General features: G+C 55.1%; 15 protein-coding genes and 1 tRNA gene. 6 read left to right on the top strand and 10 right to left on the bottom strand.

What is annotated here, in order from left to right; translation table 11 throughout:
• The first annotated feature begins 40 nt into the window (after positions 1–40).
• Positions 41–847 (top strand): alpha/beta fold hydrolase, encoded by an 807-nt coding sequence (locus ACT3T7_RS02495; protein WP_444629990.1) that lies wholly within the window; start codon positions 41–43, stop codon positions 845–847.
• An 86-nt stretch (positions 848–933) separates the two neighbouring features.
• On the opposite strand, the gene ACT3T7_RS02490 is transcribed toward ACT3T7_RS02495, so the two are convergent.
• Positions 934–1923 (bottom strand): ABC transporter substrate-binding protein, encoded by a 990-nt coding sequence (locus ACT3T7_RS02490; RefSeq protein ID WP_444629989.1) that lies wholly within the window; start codon positions 1921–1923, stop codon positions 934–936.
• Positions 1924–2213: 290 nt separating this feature from the next.
• Between ACT3T7_RS02490 and ACT3T7_RS02485 the strand changes: the two genes are divergently transcribed.
• The 5 genes from ACT3T7_RS02485 to ACT3T7_RS02465 all read left to right on the top strand — a co-directional run bounded on the left by ACT3T7_RS02485 (position 2214) and on the right by ACT3T7_RS02465 (position 5184).
• The gene (locus ACT3T7_RS02485; RefSeq protein WP_444629988.1) at positions 2214–3920 is read left to right on the top strand and encodes a potassium/proton antiporter; all 1707 of its coding nucleotides are present in this window, start codon (positions 2214–2216) and stop codon (positions 3918–3920) included.
• 58 nt (positions 3921–3978) lie between these two features.
• Positions 3979–4069: transfer RNA gene (locus ACT3T7_RS02480), tRNA-Ser, on the top strand.
• A gap of 209 nt (positions 4070–4278) precedes the next feature.
• The gene (locus ACT3T7_RS02475; RefSeq protein ID WP_444629987.1) at positions 4279–4479 is read left to right on the top strand and encodes a hypothetical protein; all 201 of its coding nucleotides are present in this window, start codon (positions 4279–4281) and stop codon (positions 4477–4479) included.
• Positions 4461–4913 (top strand): thermonuclease family protein, encoded by a 453-nt coding sequence (locus tag ACT3T7_RS02470; RefSeq protein ID WP_444629986.1) that lies wholly within the window; start codon positions 4461–4463, stop codon positions 4911–4913. The genes ACT3T7_RS02475 and ACT3T7_RS02470 overlap by 19 nt, the downstream gene beginning before the upstream one ends.
• Positions 4903–5184 carry a hypothetical protein gene (locus tag ACT3T7_RS02465; protein WP_444629985.1) on the top strand — a complete coding sequence of 94 codons (282 nt, stop codon included), beginning with the start codon at positions 4903–4905 and terminating at the stop codon, positions 5182–5184. Before ACT3T7_RS02470 ends, ACT3T7_RS02465 begins: the two co-directional genes overlap by 11 nt.
• Positions 5185–5508: 324 nt before the next feature.
• On the opposite strand, the gene ACT3T7_RS02460 is transcribed toward ACT3T7_RS02465, so the two are convergent.
• The 9 genes from ACT3T7_RS02460 to ACT3T7_RS02420 all read right to left on the bottom strand — a co-directional run bounded on the left by ACT3T7_RS02460 (position 5509) and on the right by ACT3T7_RS02420 (position 16298).
• Positions 5509–6480 (bottom strand): phage tail fiber protein, encoded by a 972-nt coding sequence (locus tag ACT3T7_RS02460; protein ID WP_444629984.1) that lies wholly within the window; start codon positions 6478–6480, stop codon positions 5509–5511.
• Positions 6480–6836 carry a hypothetical protein gene (locus ACT3T7_RS02455; protein WP_444629983.1) on the bottom strand — a complete coding sequence of 119 codons (357 nt, stop codon included), beginning with the start codon at positions 6834–6836 and terminating at the stop codon, positions 6480–6482. Before ACT3T7_RS02455 ends, ACT3T7_RS02460 begins: the two co-directional genes overlap by 1 nt.
• Complete coding sequence (locus tag ACT3T7_RS02450) at positions 6823–7206, bottom strand: hypothetical protein (RefSeq protein WP_444629982.1); 384 nt, start codon at positions 7204–7206, stop codon at positions 6823–6825. The genes ACT3T7_RS02455 and ACT3T7_RS02450 overlap by 14 nt, the downstream gene beginning before the upstream one ends.
• Before the next feature lie 2 nt (positions 7207–7208).
• Positions 7209–11057 carry a phage tail tip protein J-related protein gene (locus ACT3T7_RS02445; protein ID WP_444629981.1) on the bottom strand — a complete coding sequence of 1283 codons (3849 nt, stop codon included), beginning with the start codon at positions 11055–11057 and terminating at the stop codon, positions 7209–7211.
• Positions 11050–11454: a DUF6950 family protein gene (locus tag ACT3T7_RS02440; RefSeq protein ID WP_444629980.1), complete on the bottom strand. Its 405-nt coding sequence runs from the start codon at positions 11452–11454 to the stop codon at positions 11050–11052. Before ACT3T7_RS02440 ends, ACT3T7_RS02445 begins: the two co-directional genes overlap by 8 nt.
• Before the next feature lie 4 nt (positions 11455–11458).
• Positions 11459–12052, bottom strand: a complete 594-nt coding sequence (locus tag ACT3T7_RS02435; protein ID WP_444629979.1) for a hypothetical protein — start codon at positions 12050–12052, stop codon at positions 11459–11461.
• The gene (locus ACT3T7_RS02430) at positions 12052–12633 is read right to left on the bottom strand and encodes a hypothetical protein (RefSeq protein ID WP_444629978.1); all 582 of its coding nucleotides are present in this window, start codon (positions 12631–12633) and stop codon (positions 12052–12054) included. The genes ACT3T7_RS02435 and ACT3T7_RS02430 overlap by 1 nt, the downstream gene beginning before the upstream one ends.
• On the bottom strand, positions 12626–15886 hold the full coding sequence (locus ACT3T7_RS02425; RefSeq protein ID WP_444629977.1) for a hypothetical protein: 3261 nt from the start codon (positions 15884–15886) through the stop codon (positions 12626–12628). Before ACT3T7_RS02425 ends, ACT3T7_RS02430 begins: the two co-directional genes overlap by 8 nt.
• Before the next feature lie 94 nt (positions 15887–15980).
• Positions 15981–16298 carry a hypothetical protein gene (locus ACT3T7_RS02420; protein WP_444629976.1) on the bottom strand — a complete coding sequence of 106 codons (318 nt, stop codon included), beginning with the start codon at positions 16296–16298 and terminating at the stop codon, positions 15981–15983.
• Positions 16299–16403: the final 105 nt, after the last annotated feature.

The following is a 16403-nucleotide window of genomic DNA, read 5'->3' as shown; positions in this document are numbered from 1 at the left end:
GTTGACAATCACCTGATTAATCAACGCTTAGGGAGTTTACATGACTGATGCTGCCACGGTGGACCTTCACTATCTGGACATGGAGAGTGAAGGAACTCCCGATGCGACACCGCTTGTGGTGATTCATGGCTTAATGGGTAGTGCCGACAACTGGCGCTCCCATTTGAAAGTCTGGCAGCGTTCGCGCCGCGTCATTGCCGTGGATTTACGTAACCATGGTCGTTCACCGCATAGCGATGATATGCGCTATGCCACGATGGCCCAGGACGTCATTGCACTGCTCGATAGTCTCTCTATTACTCAGGCGCATGTGCTTGGCCACTCCATGGGCGGTAAAGTTGCTATCAGCCTTGCAAGGCTGGCGCCCCAGCGCGTAGTGACGTTGACAATAGGCGATATCGCCCCGGTCGTTTATCAGCATGGCCATGATGATATTTTTGCGGCCCTTAAGCGTGTTAGAGAAGGCCGGCCAAAAAATCGTCGTGAAGCCGATGAGCTGCTGGCTGAACACGTTGATTCGCGATCTACACGGCTATTTCTGGCGACCAACTTAGCGCGTACCGAAGAAGGCGAGTTGGGGCTGCGTATAGGGCTGGATGAGATTCAGCGAGGGTATGACGATATTATTGACTTGCCTGCGGGAGAAGCCCCTTACGAAGGCCCGACGCTCGTGCTTCGCGGCGCCCAGTCGCACTATGTGACGGACGATATGCTGCCTGCCTTGCGTGAGATGATGCCCCAGGCGCGCGTTGTAACGCTTAAAAACGCAGGTCACTGGCTTCACGCAGAGCAGCCTGAGGCGTTTCAGCAAGCCGTTGAGGCCTTTTTGGAACACCATGAGCGCTAGGCTGCTTGAAAACAGTGCCTGCACTTAACAGGTCTTAATGATAAGCCCCCGCTACGAGTTTCTCCTGAGCAATCAGCGCTCCCGGATTAAAGAGTGTAAGGGTCAATGGCCAAACGTGATGTGGGCAGTTCAGCGTCTATTAGCCCTTGCTGTAAAAGATACGTTTCAAACGTTGCATAACGGCGTGCGTTCAAGGTAGCAGGGCTTAATGCGATCCGGCGCAGAATATCCGGCCAAGCGTTGGCATTGGTTGCGTTATCAAGAATGGGGTGAGCACCAATCAGCGTTTCCCAAGCGGACTCCGGATTTTCCACCATCCAGTTGCTGGCTTCTTCTAACGCCACCAAAAAACGCGACCACGTATCGGCTTTTTTGGCTAATGAGTTGCTATTAGCCGCTACAATTAGCCCATCATGGCGAGGAATACCCAGCTCGCTATAGCGCACGGTATGTGTGGCAATGCCGTTTGAGGCTAATTGCTCGGGCAGAAAATGATAAAAGCCGTCAGCAATGGCCTCTACGCTCTCTTCAGTAAACGCATTGACCACATTAAAATGAACGCTTTGAGGTTCTAAAAATGCATCGGTTTGGCGTACGGAGCGCGGCACGAGCTTGGGAACCAGCAAGTTGGCACCTTCTCGCGTGTTGTAGCCATAATGAAGCCCGGCCAGGTGCGTCGCATTTTCCGGTTGAGCGTCGCCAGTGACAATGACGGCGTTAAGCGGCGTTTCAATCAGTGTCGCAATGCGCGTGATGGGAGCATCTTCGTGGGCAAGTAGATGAAGCAATGGCTGGCGCGTTAACGCTAAATCCACTTCTCCCGCCGTCAGCAGTTTTATGGCGATCGCAGGGTCCGCCGGTGTTTGAAGCTCCACTTCCAGCCCCTGTGCGCTAAATAGGTCTCTCGTTTGCGCAATGACCAAGGCCGCATGCTGAGGACTAAGATACCAGTCCAGCATTAAACGCACGCTTTTCAATGGCGGCGGCTCAAGCGGAGCTGGAGGTGTCAGTGCCGTAGTGGGGACTTCATCAACAACATCACTGTCAATGGATGGCCAAAGCATGTCAGGAATCATAATGTCACTTTCAAGAGAAAGCGGTGTCTGATCCTCCTTCGGCGTGTCTTGTTCTGCATAAGCTAATGAATATGCGAAAAATAAACAAAAAATCACCATCAAAAAACGTAAGTGCCTATAACCAGAAAGGCAGCATGACATAATCATAACTCCTGATATCGAGATGGCGGAGTTTATCCCTGACAAACGGTGCGTGACTAGCCTTGAACGTGTTGGTCTGCTGAGTTCGCACAGTAAATTTACCGGTAGCATGCAATAATAGTGTGGCATTGATGTAGAGACGGAGAGACATGGACGGAATTTACACCTTCTTTTTAATTGGTGGTTCTCTAATGGCACTGAGCATTTTGGCGAGCCGACTCTCGTCAATGGTTGGTGTGCCACTTCTGCTCATCTTCCTGGGGCTAGGTATGCTGGCAGGAGAGGAAGGCGTTCTTGGCGTTGCCTTTGACGACTACTCAATGGCGTTCACAATTGGCCACCTCGCGCTTGCCATGATTCTGCTTGATGGCGGTTTACGTACGCGCCTTAAAACGTTCCGGGTAGGTTTTAAGCCGGCACTTTCGCTGGCGACTTTCGGGGTTTTTATCACCAGTGCGGTCGTGGGCATGATCGCTATGTGGGTGTTTGATTTAACGCTGGTGCAAGGGTTATTGGTGGGCGCTATTGTGGGTTCCACCGATGCTGCCGCCGTTTTCTCAATGCTTAGTGGTCGTGGTGTGAACCTCAACGAGCGGGTAGGGGCAACGCTTGAGATCGAATCGGGTACCAACGACCCAATGGCGATTTTTCTGACCTTAATGCTAGTAGAGCTTTTGGTCGGTGATATGGGCGGGGCATTTGAAACCCTGACCTTCTTTGTTTCTCAGTTTGGTATTGGCTTGATTGTCGGCATTGGCGGTGGCTGGCTAAGCGCCAAGCTGCTCCGCTGGCTGGATTTAGCGCCTGGCCTTTATGCCATGCTGGCATTAGCGCTGGGCTTTAGCGTTTTCGGGCTTACCAGTGTGCTGGGAGGCAGTGGCTTTCTGGCGATTTACCTGGCAGGCCTGATGATCGGCAATCAGCCTGGCCGACACCTCAACTTTATTCTTCCCGTGCACGATGGCCTGGCGTGGTTAAGCCAGATTGGCCTTTTCCTGGTGCTGGGGCTTCTGGTAACCCCTAGCCAGCTATGGGATGTCGCGTTGCCCGCAAGCCTGGTTGCGCTGGCGCTTATCTTTATTGCGCGCCCTTTGGCGGTATTAATTACCATTAAGCCATTTTTTAAATTTCGCTGGCGTGAAACCTTTTTTATCGCGTGGGTAGGCTTAAGGGGAGCAGTGCCCATTGTACTGGCCATTTTCCCCGTCATTGGTGGGGTAGAAAATGCGTCGCTCTACTTTAACGTCGCCTTTGCGGTTGTGTTGTTGTCTCTATTGATACAAGGCGGCTCGCTCACGTTGGCAGCCCGATTATTAAAAGTAGAAGTTCCGGTAGGCACAACGCCTAACCGCCGTGGGCCGCTGGGGATTTTGCCAGATAACGATTTTGAGATGTTTGTTTACGTGGTCGAAAACCAGGACCTTGAAGATGTGCCCATCCGGCTGCTGCGCTTCCCATCGGGTGCGTTGATTTCAGCGCTGTTTCGTAATCACACCATGCTGCATCCCAAGGGCAGTACTCGATTGAAATTAGACGATGTCATCTGTGTGATAGGACGCACAGAAGATCTTTCTGCGCTAAACCGCTTATTCAATGGCGACGCTGGCCTCAAGCATGAGCGTGCGTTCTTCGGTACCTTCACGCTAGAGGGCGACGCACTTATGCAGGACGTTGCTCAAGCGTATGGCTTAACGCTAAGCCCGGGTGAGCATAGTATGACCCTCGCCGAGTTCGTCGCACTGCGCGTGGGCGGGCATCCTGTAGTGGGTGATGATGTGGATTGGCATGGTATTCACTGGGTCGTCAGCGAAATGGAAAAAGGCACGATTACCCGTGTAGGCCTGCGATTGTATTAATTGGGCTAGAAGGTGTTGACTTCCAAGGGAATACTGCTATTATACGCACCCATAAGCCGGAGGGATGGCAGAGCGGTTGAATGCACCGGTCTTGAAAACCGGCATAGGTTAATAGCCTATCCAGGGTTCGAATCCCTGTCCCTCCGCCATAACATTGGGGAATCAGCTACTTAGCTGGTTCCCTTTTTTGTTTTCCGATATAAAATCCCCTGAAAATATAACGAGGGGAACGCCTGCCGTTATACTATCCCCGCTAGACCTGCAAGCAATAGACTAAAGGCTAATGCCTAATCATCCTTGAGTGAACAACTATTCGCGCTATGCTAGCCATGGCAGGCTTGATTGAGAGGAGAAGGTGATGACGCGAACAATAGCCGTCAAAGATTCTGACGGGAATGATGATTACGTGGTCATTGAAGAGGCTTCTACTACAGAGTTTTACCTTTCCACTGGCGAAGCGCTAATACTAGAATCGGCTGAGCGATTTACAGACCCGGCCACCAGCCTTTCTTACCATGCAGTAGATGACAAGGATATAGAGTGGCTTCTAAGTTTATAACTGCGCTGACCGTATTGCTCATTGCTCCCTCAATAGCCCTTGCCGACTACGGTAGCGTCACGGTAGACGAAGTGACCAGCGTGATCGACGGCGACACTTTCCGAGCGCAAATTAACGAATGGCCACCGGTCATAGGCGAGCGTATCCCCATTCGTATTGCTGATATTAACGCACCAGAAAGGCGCAGCCGGTGCGATACCGAAGAAGAGAAAGAGCGGGAGAGGGCGCTTGCGGCAGATGCACGCATCTATCTAGTCGAGCGCTTGCGCGGTGCCGATGTGATCGAGCTGCGCAATATTCAGCGGGGCTCATTTTTCCGCGTGATTGCGGAGGTTTGGGTAGACGGGGAGAGTGCAGGGCAGGACATGCTCGAAGCCGGACATGCTGTTCCTTACGTGAAGGGAACCGGCGGGAAAGGTTGGTGTGGACTATAAAGCGACGCTCTGGCGAAAGTCGCTGGAGCGGCGGGGCTGGCGGCGCTTCGGCAACTACACGCTGCCGCGCTGCATGATTGAGTACCACGTCATACATCGGGGAAAACTGTACAGCGGTCGATGTTATACAACGTCATTGCCAGGAGACCGGAGCCAGCCCGGCACTGCTGCTTACGTGATCCAGCGGCGCGATATGATGACGGAAGGGGTGTGGCGGCGCACACGTGATGATGCGCCAGTAGGCCAGATTGTTAGGCCGTTGCCGTATTGAAGTGTGCCGTCCTTGGCAAAAGTGATGCTCCATTCCCCGAAGTCAACATAGCATTATCAGGGAATTAGGCGTGTACGATAATTGCTACAGCTTTGTAAGCCATCTCTTACACAGGAAAAAAAGCGCCCCATCTCTGGAGCGCTTCACTATCTTGTGCCTTCCTGGCTTGTGTCGCTCATCCTGAGCGCGACTTCCGTTTCTTGCAGAGGCCTTCCTGCCACTGACACCTCCCACTGTAGTTGCCATTGAGGCGATATGCGACTTTTGGCTAAACGATATAGAAATATACTTAAATACATGCGGAATAGAGGCACAAAAAACCGCTTACGCGGCGTCGTTGGGGTCGGTCTGTCCCGGCTCGGGTTCCGGTTCATCCGGCTGCTCAGGCTCAGGCATACTCAATCGCAGGTCAATCCAGCGATCATCGGGTATGTCCATCGGTTCGCCAGCTACAAATGTTAGCGTCTCCAAATCAGGCTTGGGTTTAAACGTCCGCACTGTGATCGTGCCGTCGTCTGCTTGCTCAGTCTCAACGAACACCATGCGGTTGCCGTTGATGCATTGCGGGACCTCGACAGTCCAGCCCTCTGTCGCAAAACCTAGCGAGCCGTGAATCGTGTAGACTCCTACGCCGTCATGTGTTGCTGTGACGTCGGGAGCCTCGCTATTTGCTGCGCCCGCGCCTGCGGCGGTGAACTGAGATTCGTCTGCGAGGGCCGGGGTAGCAGTGTTCGCGAGGCGGAAAATGGGCGATGCCGCTTTGATGAAGCCGTTGCTGTCGACGGTGGTATTGCTTGAATCCAAAGCACTGAACCAATTACTCCATGTCACGTTTTTGAATCGAACATGCATAGAACCACTACGTCCGCCGCCTATCACCATCCCATAGCTTGACGATGCCATTGACGCAATGATGGTATCTCCAGAGATCTTACCGGGGAACGCGTTACTGTCAGCCGACCCCAGTCTGTAAAATCCAGATGTCACAATTTGATCAGCGTCGCCGCCGGGCAATAAAACGCCGATGCCACCCAGACCAGACGCCCCCTCCGCCATCAGTGCCCCCGCCCCCGTGACGGCGCGATTCACCACATTAGCAATCTGCAACGCCTGCTGTAATGCACTGAGGTTCCCAATCGGCGCTTCTGACAGGCTTTCAATAAACGCCAGCGCTCCCAATTCTCCGCTTTCAGCTACGTCAACAAGGCCGCGATAAGTGAGCGCCAAGTCCTGCGCCTGTTGCTGCCATTGGCGCATATCTTCGTTGAACTGTTCCCAATTGTCTGGTGTTGCCATTAGATAGCCCTCAGTTGCTGGTAGATGATGTGCATTTGTGAAGCGGTTTCAGCGGCGCGAATGTCTGCCTTGGCTTTCACGCGCTTGATCTCAATCACTTGCCATTCGCGTTCTGTTTCCGCTTCAGCGGCTTTAACGCGCTCGCATAGCTCTGCTTCGGTGACACAAAGCGTTTCGGCTTCCGCACTTAACCACGGGCCACCACCTGCGCTTGCTTCCTGCGCTTTGCGTTGGTGTATCGCGGTTTGCACGGGGTCTACGCGCCGCTTTTCCGATGCCCAGAAATCACAAAGGCCCAAATAATGGGCCTCTGCGTCTTCACGGGATTGAAATGTGTGAGCGTTAAGTGTCGTCAACGGTGACCTCCAGCGTTTCGTTCAAGTATTCGACAAGGCCGGAAAGTTCAATGCGGTACGTGCCGGGCACATCGAACGTAATAACAAGCGGCTCGCTATCTGTAATGGCGCGCTGTCCGTTAGCCTCGACAGCGAGCCCACTAGGCAGGTCGGTTAGCGTTACTGTTAATCCAGAATTGTCCACTTCGTAAGCAAGAGGCTGCTTGTCTTTTATCTCGCGCGTTTCGACATCGACGTAATGCGTCACGTCGATAACATCGGCACCGTCTTCGATCTCGATATAAAGGTTTACTCCTGTTATGACGCTCAGGATTGCGCCGTCCCGGCGAGCAAAAGCGTACGTGTACTGATGCTGAGCATTTCCTTTCATAATCACCTCTTGGTGCTTTGCACCATAAAATAGCGGTTTGATATGTAGAGGCCTCCAAATCCGTGAACAGAGAAGTGGGCCACCCCATTGACGCGCCCTCCGGGTGCTAGCAGCGTGAACGCACCCTCACTCCTCACGTCTGATCTTGCGATAACAGATCCATTGCGGCGGATCTCGCAGCGCGAATTTAACTCGCTGGTAACGTTACAGCAGAACGTGACGACACAGTCGCCTCCCTCCGGGTCGAAATGCACGGAAAGAGCTTCGGCACCGTTTGTCACCTGTATCACGCCAGAAGCGGTCACTGTTGCCGCAACAGTGACGGCGCGGCCTCGGATTTTTAATGTGTCGACGGCCAGGTCTTGTATTTTCCCTGTACTGACTGAGAGGTCGCGAATTTTTGATGTGTCCACGGCCTCGTTTTCTATCTGTGCATTGGTGATCAAAACGTTTTCTATCTGGCCCCACTGAACACGCAGCTGCTCAACGGCAATGAAAGCAGCCTGCAAGCGATCATCTTCGAAAACGAGGCTGCCAGTTGAGCTACGCAACTTCGACATTGTCAGCGTGTCGATAAACGCTTCCGGCATGATCACGCGGCCATCGGACACAACAAACGCCGTCACAAGCTCGCCGCTAATCTCGTTGAAGATCGCAAACTTGTCAGCCACGCCAATGATCTGCGCCTCTTCACCCTGCACTTGAATGCCGAGAACGCCGCGCACGCCGTTGACGTTGATAGTTGTTACCGCCTGAGCGACAGCGCCTGTTTCAGGGTCATAAACTGCCGAGACTTCCTGCTGTACCTCTGCAAATTCGCCTTCAACCTCTGCTCGGAAGGTGCTCAATTCGCCCGCCGTTGCGCTCTGATCATCAGCGAGGGCGATGAGGCGGTTGTCGACAGATGCTGCGCTGTCGTCAAAGTCGCTGCGTAACGATTCGAGCGATTGCGTGATCGACTGCGTAGTGGTGACCAGCGCCGTTAACTGCTGCTCTACTGCGGCAGAGTTATCGTCAAAGTCGCTACGTAGCGTTGATAGCTGCTCGGTTAATGCCTGCGTCGCGTCAGACAGCGACGTGATACGCTCTTCGAACGACGAGCTGGCGTCATTAAACGTTGTCTCCAGCGTTGTAATGAGCGTTGCAAGCGCACGGTCTTCATCGACACGCACAGTGCGCTCGACATCAATAGCTGCTGCGCCTAACGTGTTGCGAACCTGTAGAGCTGCGTTGATAGTGGCCTGCGCCAACTGATTAATTACCAGCGTTTGCTGCGTCTCTTCGATCTGTGCTGACATATCGCCGAGCTGCGACGTAAGCGACTCGACTGTTTGCACAATAGATTCAGTTTGAGATGCCAGCGCCGATATTTGCTGTTCAAACGCTGCCGTTGCATCGTCAAACTCAGCGCGTAGCCCGGTATATAGCTCTGACAGGGCGTCAGTCGTTGTGGCGAGCGCGGTCAGTCGTTGCGTTAGCGTCGCGACGGACTCACCCAGCTCCGCTTGCAGTGTGATGATTTGCTGTGCGAGCGCTTGGTCTTCTGCAATGCGCACAGTGCGCTCAACATCGACTGAGGCGTTAGCGCCGCTGATGCGAGCTGACAGCGCCGCACGCTGCACCTGCTCTTCTAAAATAACCAGATCAATACTGTTCAGCGCGTTTTGTGCACGCTGCAAAGCATCATCTGCCTGCTGCTGGGCGGCCTCCGATTTTGCGTCTGCACCATTTGCGGCATCTAACGCTTCCTGCGCTTCTTGCAGGGCGGTAGAAGCATCCGCTAGTGCGCTGTTGGCTGCATCCGTTGCCGCATCAACATCAGTGCGAACGCCCTCGATAGCGGTGTCTAGATTGCCGATGTCATTTTCAAATTGATCGACGATCCCGCCGGGTTTGCGCAGGCCTTCTTCGACGCGCTCGATTTCTTCCTGAAAGTCGTTGGTCGTCTCGACGTCAACGCGCAAGAACCCGCTTGAGCCGTAGGCGTTCACGCTCTGCACGTAATAGTAGTAGCGCGTAGCAGGGGATAGGCCGGTGTGCGTAAACGTCAGGCCTTCGCCAAGATACGTGGACTGCGGCTGCGTTGCACCTTCGCTTTGCGTGACGTAGTAGCGGTAGTAGCCGCCGCTAAGAGAGGCGCCGGGTGGTAGCTGGGGAATCAGCGTCACTTCACGGTTGCCGCGTGTGAATATCACGCGCTCGGGCGTAGCAGGGGCCAGCACAGTAAAGTTGATCGATGCTGGGCCGCTCAAGCCCAAACGACCACGCGCACGCACTTCGGCTGTGTATTGGCCAGCTTCAAGGCCGCCGATTTCACAGCGTTCCACGCCTGCGGGCACTTGGGCAGACTGAACCGCGAGCCCATCGCGCTTGATGACCACGTTGTAGTGCAGGGCGGCGTCTACGGGATTCCAGAGCAAGACGCCTTGGATCACTTCACCAACCGTCTGGATGACGTATTGAAGGCCCGTTGGGGAGCCGATGCCGCCTGTCGGTAGATTGATAAAAGAACCGGGGTCGAACGCCTGACCAGCGGCGTCGTCATAGATGTCGGCATGCTCTTGAGAGAGCGTGACCACGCAACCGTTTTCACCGTTAAAATCCCAGTCATCTACGCGGAACTCGCCAACTATATTGAGCGTAGGAAGATTGACCTGAACGACACGGCCGGGACGGCATGCGTAGCCACGAAAGTTAAGCGGCAGCTCAAGAACGCCGCCTGCGCGCTTACGGCGCAGAGCGATATTGGCGAGCCGCTGCGCCTGGTAGGGGCTGCTGACATAACGCAGGTCGAGCGATTCTTCTATCTGCTCGCCATCCTCCTCGACCCACTCGGCAATACTGACGGCAGGGTAGTCAGTTTCTGTCCAGCGCTGCTCAGGCGATATGAATTTTCCGCGCATGGTATTGACGGCGTTTGCACGCGACACCTCGGTTTGGCCCTTAACAGTGCCAACCACCATATCTTCGTCAATAACCAGCTCATAAGGACCATAATAGGCGCCAACCTGTAGGCCAAACTTTCCGCCTACGCGAATTAGCGAGCCAGCGCATGCCGCCTCTAAGTCGGCTAAAATACGGTCTTTTCGCTCATCCGCCTTAAAGCCACCACTGACCGTATAACGGCGCTCAGTGCTGCCGTCAGGGTTAGTAATGATCTCGTCGCAAACGTTGGCCGCATCAATAAATGAATCCCACAGGATTTCATCATCAGGCACGCCCAAGCGGTTGCGCACATACCACAATATGATCAGTGCCGCGTTATCGGTATAGCCATAGGCTTCGCTGCGCGGATCGTAAATATCGTTACGCGCACGGTACTCAAACAGCAGGTTAGGGATGCCAGCGGCGAAATATTCGGGGTCGTATTTCAGCGTAACGCGCACCCACGTCAGGCCGCGACCTATCTGGGTCTCCTGCCAGTCTGGCGAATGCTCCAGCATGTAGCCATTGGGCTCCGTAGCGCCGCTAATCACCTCGTACTCAATCCGGTCTCCAGCGCTATCGATGGTCTCTTGATCCACATAAATCTGATCAATGCCCTCGATAGTGCCTTCGGTGAGCACGTACGCCAGATAGAGGCGTTCTCCCTCATCCTGCTCGCCGGGCTCCTCTTGGGCCCATGCGAGCAAAGCACCCGTTCCGGCACGGCCAAATACATAATGCGCGGGCTCTTTTGAGCTGCGCACAATCTGCTTTAATTCGGATTGCTCCAGCTGTCCTGCATCGGGTGTTTTGACAAAGCTCTGGGCGAGCATGCCCGCGCCGATGGCGACAAGCCAAGGCTGCCCAAAATATGCCCCGACGGCAATCGCCGCGACGCCTGCAACCTGTTTGACGGCCTTACTCATTAGTGACGCTCCAGCAGATCAGCGGCTCAGCGCGCACGCGGTGCACGCCGCTTTCAGTGACAGCCCAAATCGCATTGGCCCAAACAACACCGACACAGCGCCCAAAATCGCTATCGAACAGCACCACATCGCCACGCTGGGCCATTTTTACGGGAACGCGCTCAAAGCAGGCGTCCCACGCAGCCTCAAGCGAGCCGTGCGTATTGCTCAGCACTCGTTTAGCGCCCATCTCGGAGGTGTAGCGGCCGCGATACTCTGCTGCCGGGTCGATGCCACAGATAGCAACGCAGCAGTCGGCAGCAAACAGGCAGCAGTCAAATTCGCCCCATGAAAAAGGCCGCTCGGAGGCGGCCTTGATGGTGGCGTGCAGCTGGGTAGTCCAATCTCGATAGCGCATTGAGTTACCTGTACGTGAAATTTGGCGCGTCTCGTTTTGCGCCCCAGTAAATAGGCCAATCGGATATCTGGGCCACGGCATAAAAGAACCTGTCATCGTCGTGGCGGGAACGCTGGTTTTCATCCGTCCAGCGCTCTGTGCCGGGACGCTGCCAGTCCACCATTCGGTCAGTCAGTACTACGCTGATAGTGTTATCGCCCGCATTGCCCGCATATCCCATTACCGGCGCATCCATGGTACCGCTAAACAAAATATCGGCTGCGTAGTTACCAACATCATCGTAGGCGACTAGCATCAATCGGCCCGCGCGACCGCGACACCTATCCTGTAGCGTGTCGCGAACGGTCTCGGGATCAAGCCCTGAGAGGGTTAACGTAACCGACATGGGTGAAGAGCTGTTTAGCTGCTCAGCCACGCTCTCTACGTTGCCGAAGTTTCCGACGCCGTCGTATGTTTGGCCGTTTATTACTAGCGGCCCGGTGCCAGAATGGAATCGTGCCATGCCGTTCTTAAAGTCCAGCTCACCCGCGTACGCAATACGCACAGTCGGCTTGGACAAAAGGTCGACAACGGAATCTGAAAAAGGAAACACGTTCATTAAAACGCCTCCCGGCATGAGAGCGACGCGCTCGCAATAACGCCCTGGTAGTCAGAGTTTGCGCCATTCTCGGTTAGCCGCATGACGGCGTAGGGGTTGCGGTAGTTGATGGCAGCCCCGTCAGCAGGAGGGACGCGCAGCCAGGGGGCCAAGAGGATGGTTGCGCGGCCCTGAGTGTTGCTAACAACGTTATCAAGCACCTCAAGCAGCTGGTCACCTACAGTGATGTAGTCGCCACGGCGCAACACTGTCGTGCCTGCGCTCCAGCCTCGCGTTACCAGCTGCCCGCCCGCTTGATTAGGGCCATCTACGACCCCGTTGCCCGCCGCTGGAGCAGGGCGCCGATTCCACGGATAGAGCCGAAACGTGCCCATCATGCCGTGCAGAGAATGGATGAACGAGGACATAAGCCGCGCCTGCTGCTGGTCGAGGAGGGGTAAGTCAATACTGCACTCCCAGTACCCGCCGGGGTGACCTACGACCTGCTGAGAGTTGGTGAAGGGCGATGTGAACGCAAAGTTATTGGAAATGATATTCCAGCTCATTGAGTTGGGTGTCACCTCGTTAGGCCATTCAGACATTTAGCGTTCTCCGTAGTGGGCCGTTGCGCTCAAAGTCGCGCTGCGTTTGTCGCAAGGCCTCCTCAGCCCCCAGCCGCGCTTGGCGCCTCGTTTCAGCAGGGTCAGACGATCCTCGGGCATCAACGTTGACATGGTAGGTGTTGGTGGTTGAATTGCCGCCGCGCCCCTGTCGATCCGTGCGATCCAGATATTTATCAAGGCGGTCAGCCTGCGGATTACTTAAAACACGCTCCCCTTTATCAAGCAGCCAGGTGCCTTCTTTGGGGATAGCTCCAATACCGTCGTGCGCCATGCCCGTTAAAGCGGATGCAGATACCGCCGCGGCTAACGGTTCGGTAGCGGCCATTGCAGCCATCATTGCAGCGGGCGCCGCAGCTGGGCCTACAATCGGGATTGCGGCAGTGGAGGAGTAGGCGTTAATTCCCGCCTGGAACACTCCCGCTTGTGCATTTGCCGTCAGCGCCGTCGCCGCGCCCGCTTGCGTGGTTTTTCCTACGGCTAACTGCACCGCTTGATACGCCAGCCATTGACCGGCCATCTGACCAAGCGCGTTCACGGTGGAGCGCGCGATACCCTCTGTCATGCCTCTTAGCGCATCACCTGCGCTCTCGCTGTCAAACACCATTGACTCGAACGCATTGCCAAAACTGCGCTGGAAATTCTCGGCAACGTTCGCAGAAAGCTGATCAAAGTCAGTGAGGGCGACTTCGGCACTTTCGAGCCACTTGGCCCAGTAGTCGTCCTCGCCCTGACTGGCAAGTGGATCAGTAGGCGAGCCCACATCACCCCGCGCACCAATCTCTGAGCCAAAGCCTTGCCCGTAAGCGGCGCTAGCTGTCTGCGTGCTTCGCTGTGCCGCCTCAAGCTTGCCTAGCGCATCGAGATAGCGCATGACGCCGATTTCGCCCTTGGCTAAAGCCAGCGTTAGAAGCTCCTGCTCTTCGCGATAGGTGCGCTGCGAAGCCTCTAGGGGATATAGGCGGTCGGTGAGGGATTGCAGGCGGTCGGTGAAGCGTTTGGCTTCGTTCTCCGCTTCCCTTAAGGCGGTAGCCGCATCGCGGTTAGCCGCGGTATTGGTCTGCGTGATAGTGGTGGTGCGCTGAATGGCAGCAGCACGCTCGTTGATCGCCCTGAGAGCGTTTGCCACATATGCCGCACCAGCACCGCCCGCATCAGCAACGGTCAGCGCAGACGTTAGCGCCACGGCGGACAGCTCTGTTTGTACGCCTTTCAGTAGGTTGGTCAGCGTCTCCATGTTGAGAAGCTGGGCCTGAACCATGGCTTCGGCCTCGGCAAAGCGGCGTGCGCGATCAAGATGCGCTTGGGCCTCAACGCTATTGCCTTGCTCGACTGCCTGTCGGTAATCCTCCAAAGCATTCGTTTGCCCCGCTACTGCGCCTGCCATTTCAGCATATATGCCCGTAAAACCCTGCTGCTGGGCGGCGTACGACGCTGCTTGTGCCGCAGTCATGCCCAGTACATCACGAGCGCCGCGTAGCTTGCTGATGTAGTCGTCCCAGCCTTCGCCGCCAGTTCCTAGCGTGTAGTTGAGGGCGTCAAATTCTCGGTTTGTGCCGCCTGCCGCTTTCCCGGTATCAAACAGCCATTGTGTGAGAGGGCGGAAGATGCTGGCACCAGTGATTTGAGACTTCTGAAAGTCTTCCCACGCCTGCTTGTATCTATTAACCCCTTCCTCTGCCGCTTCGAGAACGCGAAGCTGTTCTTGAAGCTCAGCTTGTAGGCGCACTATCTGGCTGGAAGCAGCGCCTCCGCGACCTTGGTACATGACGCTTTCTCGGCTGGCCTGATCCTGCAAATCCTCAATTTGATTCTGGAGTCTTTCGGCCTCCGCTCTTGCGTCTGCCATGTTGTTGTAAAGTTCGCGCCATTGATTCTCGTACTGCGCCCGCGTAAGTCCTTCGATGCTCCCCGTGAGTTGGTCAACTTCTTCTCTGGTTTCGCGAGCGGCGGCGGATGCAAACCCCAAGGAGTCGCGGAAATAGTAGGCGGCGGCACCGGCCATGACGATGACACCGGCAGGGCCGCCAGCCAAGGCGAGCGCGCTTCCCAGCAGCCCCGCAGCAGCCGCTCCGCGAGACATTGCTGCTGCCTCGGCATTTACTGACGTCGTATGCGCACCTGCCGCCGTAGCAGCTTGTCCGCGCGCGCGACTCAAGTTGTCCAGCGCGAATGCGTGCGCTGCCGTTCCTCGTGTGGCCTGCTCTTCTAGGCGGGCAGTGCTCAGGAACGCCATGGCGGCCTGCTTTTCGGCGCCAGTACGGCGCACGGTTGCTTGTGCTGAAGCGATTTCTGCTTTCGCGCTTGCTCTACTGGCTGCCGTACGCTTCGCCATGTCGGCCGCGCTACTGGCGAGAGCGCCGGAATAACGTCCAGCCAAGACCACAGCAGTGGCCGTTAGCACATCCTGCATCTCATCAATGATGCGTGATGCGCCGCCTATTTCGTTTACCCATTCACTGGTAGATTGCAGGCCGGAAGTTATCGACGGCACAAATTCAGCGGTTAGCTGGCGGGCGACGCCTGTACTTACCTGTCGCAGCCGCTCCATTTCGTCGTTGTATTCCGCCATTGAATTGGCGGTTTCTTGGCTGATGGTCAGGCCGAGCCGGTCGGCCTCATCGCGCATTTGGCGGATGGCGTCTGTGCCCTGGCTGGTGATTTGAAGCAGGGATACGCCCTCGGTATCCCAAATCTTCATTGCCATCGCCGTTCTATCAGCGGCATTCTCGACGCCGTTCATAGCCTCTGCGATAAGCTCGAACTGTTCCTCTGGGGCTAGGTTATTCAGCTCTTGAGCGCTCAGATTAAGTGCCTGCAAGGCATCCTTGGCGGCTCCCGTTCCTTGGGCAGCCTCTGATATGCGTCGTGTTTGGCGCTGCCACGCTGTCGTCAGCTGATTGAATTGAACGCCTGACAAGCTCGCAACGTGGTTGTATTGGCTAAGAGCCTCAACGCTCGCGCCAATGCGCAGGTTGGTTTTTTGAAGCTGGTCAGCGTAGTCAATTTGCGACTTGAGAGTACGCCCAGCAAACATGCCAGCCAGAACTCCGGCAATAGGAGCAGCCGCTGCGCGAAGGAGCTTTAGCTCCCCTGAAAATCCCGCCATTCGCCTTGTAGCTTGATCTCCGCGCCTATCAACGCCATCTAATCGGCTCTCTAGTTCGCGCAGTCGTCGCTCACCTGTGGCGGAATCGATAATAATTTCCAGCCGACTGGATGCCGCGTAAGCCATGTCTTTTCTCCAGGCAAAAACCGCTTATTAGCGGGCATAAAAAAACCGCCTCAAGGGCGGTTAGCTTTCTTCTAACTTGATGGCTGCGAGCAAACTACCCGCGCAACATGTTCATGGTTTCTTTACATATCGTATCGAAGTTCTTTTTATGGCGGTGATTGCCAGCAAGATTTCCTCCTACTTTAAGGCTGGACTCCATAAACATCCTGCTAGACCCATCCTTATCATCCTCTATCCGAAGAGCCATATTTTCACCCCAAGAGAAAAGAGACATACCTGTGGATAGAGTGATTCTAAGTAAGTCTTTGTCTGCATCTTTAACATTCCAGCCTGCTTGATTAGATGCTTTAACTGCTGCTTCAAAGACTTCCTCAGCGGGGTATTTAAAAACCTGTTGTGCTGCTTCTGACATATCACTTTCCCCCTAATCCTTGATCTTAGCTTGAGCTTTTGGCAGGCGGGCATATAAACGCTTCGATACCAGCCTCTTGGTGACGTTGCACGTCATCTCACTTTC

This window comes from Halomonas sp. 111 (assembly GCF_052379685.1).
Lineage (GTDB): Bacteria > Pseudomonadota > Gammaproteobacteria > Pseudomonadales > Halomonadaceae > Vreelandella > Vreelandella citrativorans.
The sequence above is the reverse complement of the archived record's forward strand: the minus strand, read 5'-3'. Positions and strand labels throughout refer to the sequence as shown.

Bases quoted from the DNA above. Each gene is read 5' to 3' on its own strand.
- ACT3T7_RS02475 (WP_444629987.1), top strand. From the start codon at position 4,279: ATGACGCGAACAATAGCCGTCAAAGATTCTGACGGGAATGATGATTAC.
- ACT3T7_RS02460 (WP_444629984.1), bottom strand. From the start codon at position 6,480: ATGGCAACACCAGACAATTGGGAACAGTTCAACGAAGATATGCGCCAA.
- ACT3T7_RS02430 (WP_444629978.1), bottom strand. From the start codon at position 12,633: ATGTCTGAATGGCCTAACGAGGTGACACCCAACTCAATGAGCTGGAAT.
- ACT3T7_RS02490 (WP_444629989.1), bottom strand. From the start codon at position 1,923: ATGATTCCTGACATGCTTTGGCCATCCATTGACAGTGATGTTGTTGAT.
- ACT3T7_RS02435 (WP_444629979.1), bottom strand. From the start codon at position 12,052: ATGAACGTGTTTCCTTTTTCAGATTCCGTTGTCGACCTTTTGTCCAAG.
- ACT3T7_RS02450 (WP_444629982.1), bottom strand. From the start codon at position 7,206: ATGAAAGGAAATGCTCAGCATCAGTACACGTACGCTTTTGCTCGCCGG.
- ACT3T7_RS02445 (WP_444629981.1), bottom strand. From the start codon at position 11,057: ATGAGTAAGGCCGTCAAACAGGTTGCAGGCGTCGCGGCGATTGCCGTC.
- ACT3T7_RS02420 (WP_444629976.1), bottom strand. From the start codon at position 16,298: ATGTCAGAAGCAGCACAACAGGTTTTTAAATACCCCGCTGAGGAAGTC.
- ACT3T7_RS02495 (WP_444629990.1), top strand. From the start codon at position 41: ATGACTGATGCTGCCACGGTGGACCTTCACTATCTGGACATGGAGAGT.
- ACT3T7_RS02485 (WP_444629988.1), top strand. From the start codon at position 2,214: ATGGACGGAATTTACACCTTCTTTTTAATTGGTGGTTCTCTAATGGCA.
- ACT3T7_RS02425 (WP_444629977.1), bottom strand. From the start codon at position 15,886: ATGGCTTACGCGGCATCCAGTCGGCTGGAAATTATTATCGATTCCGCC.
- ACT3T7_RS02440 (WP_444629980.1), bottom strand. From the start codon at position 11,454: ATGCGCTATCGAGATTGGACTACCCAGCTGCACGCCACCATCAAGGCC.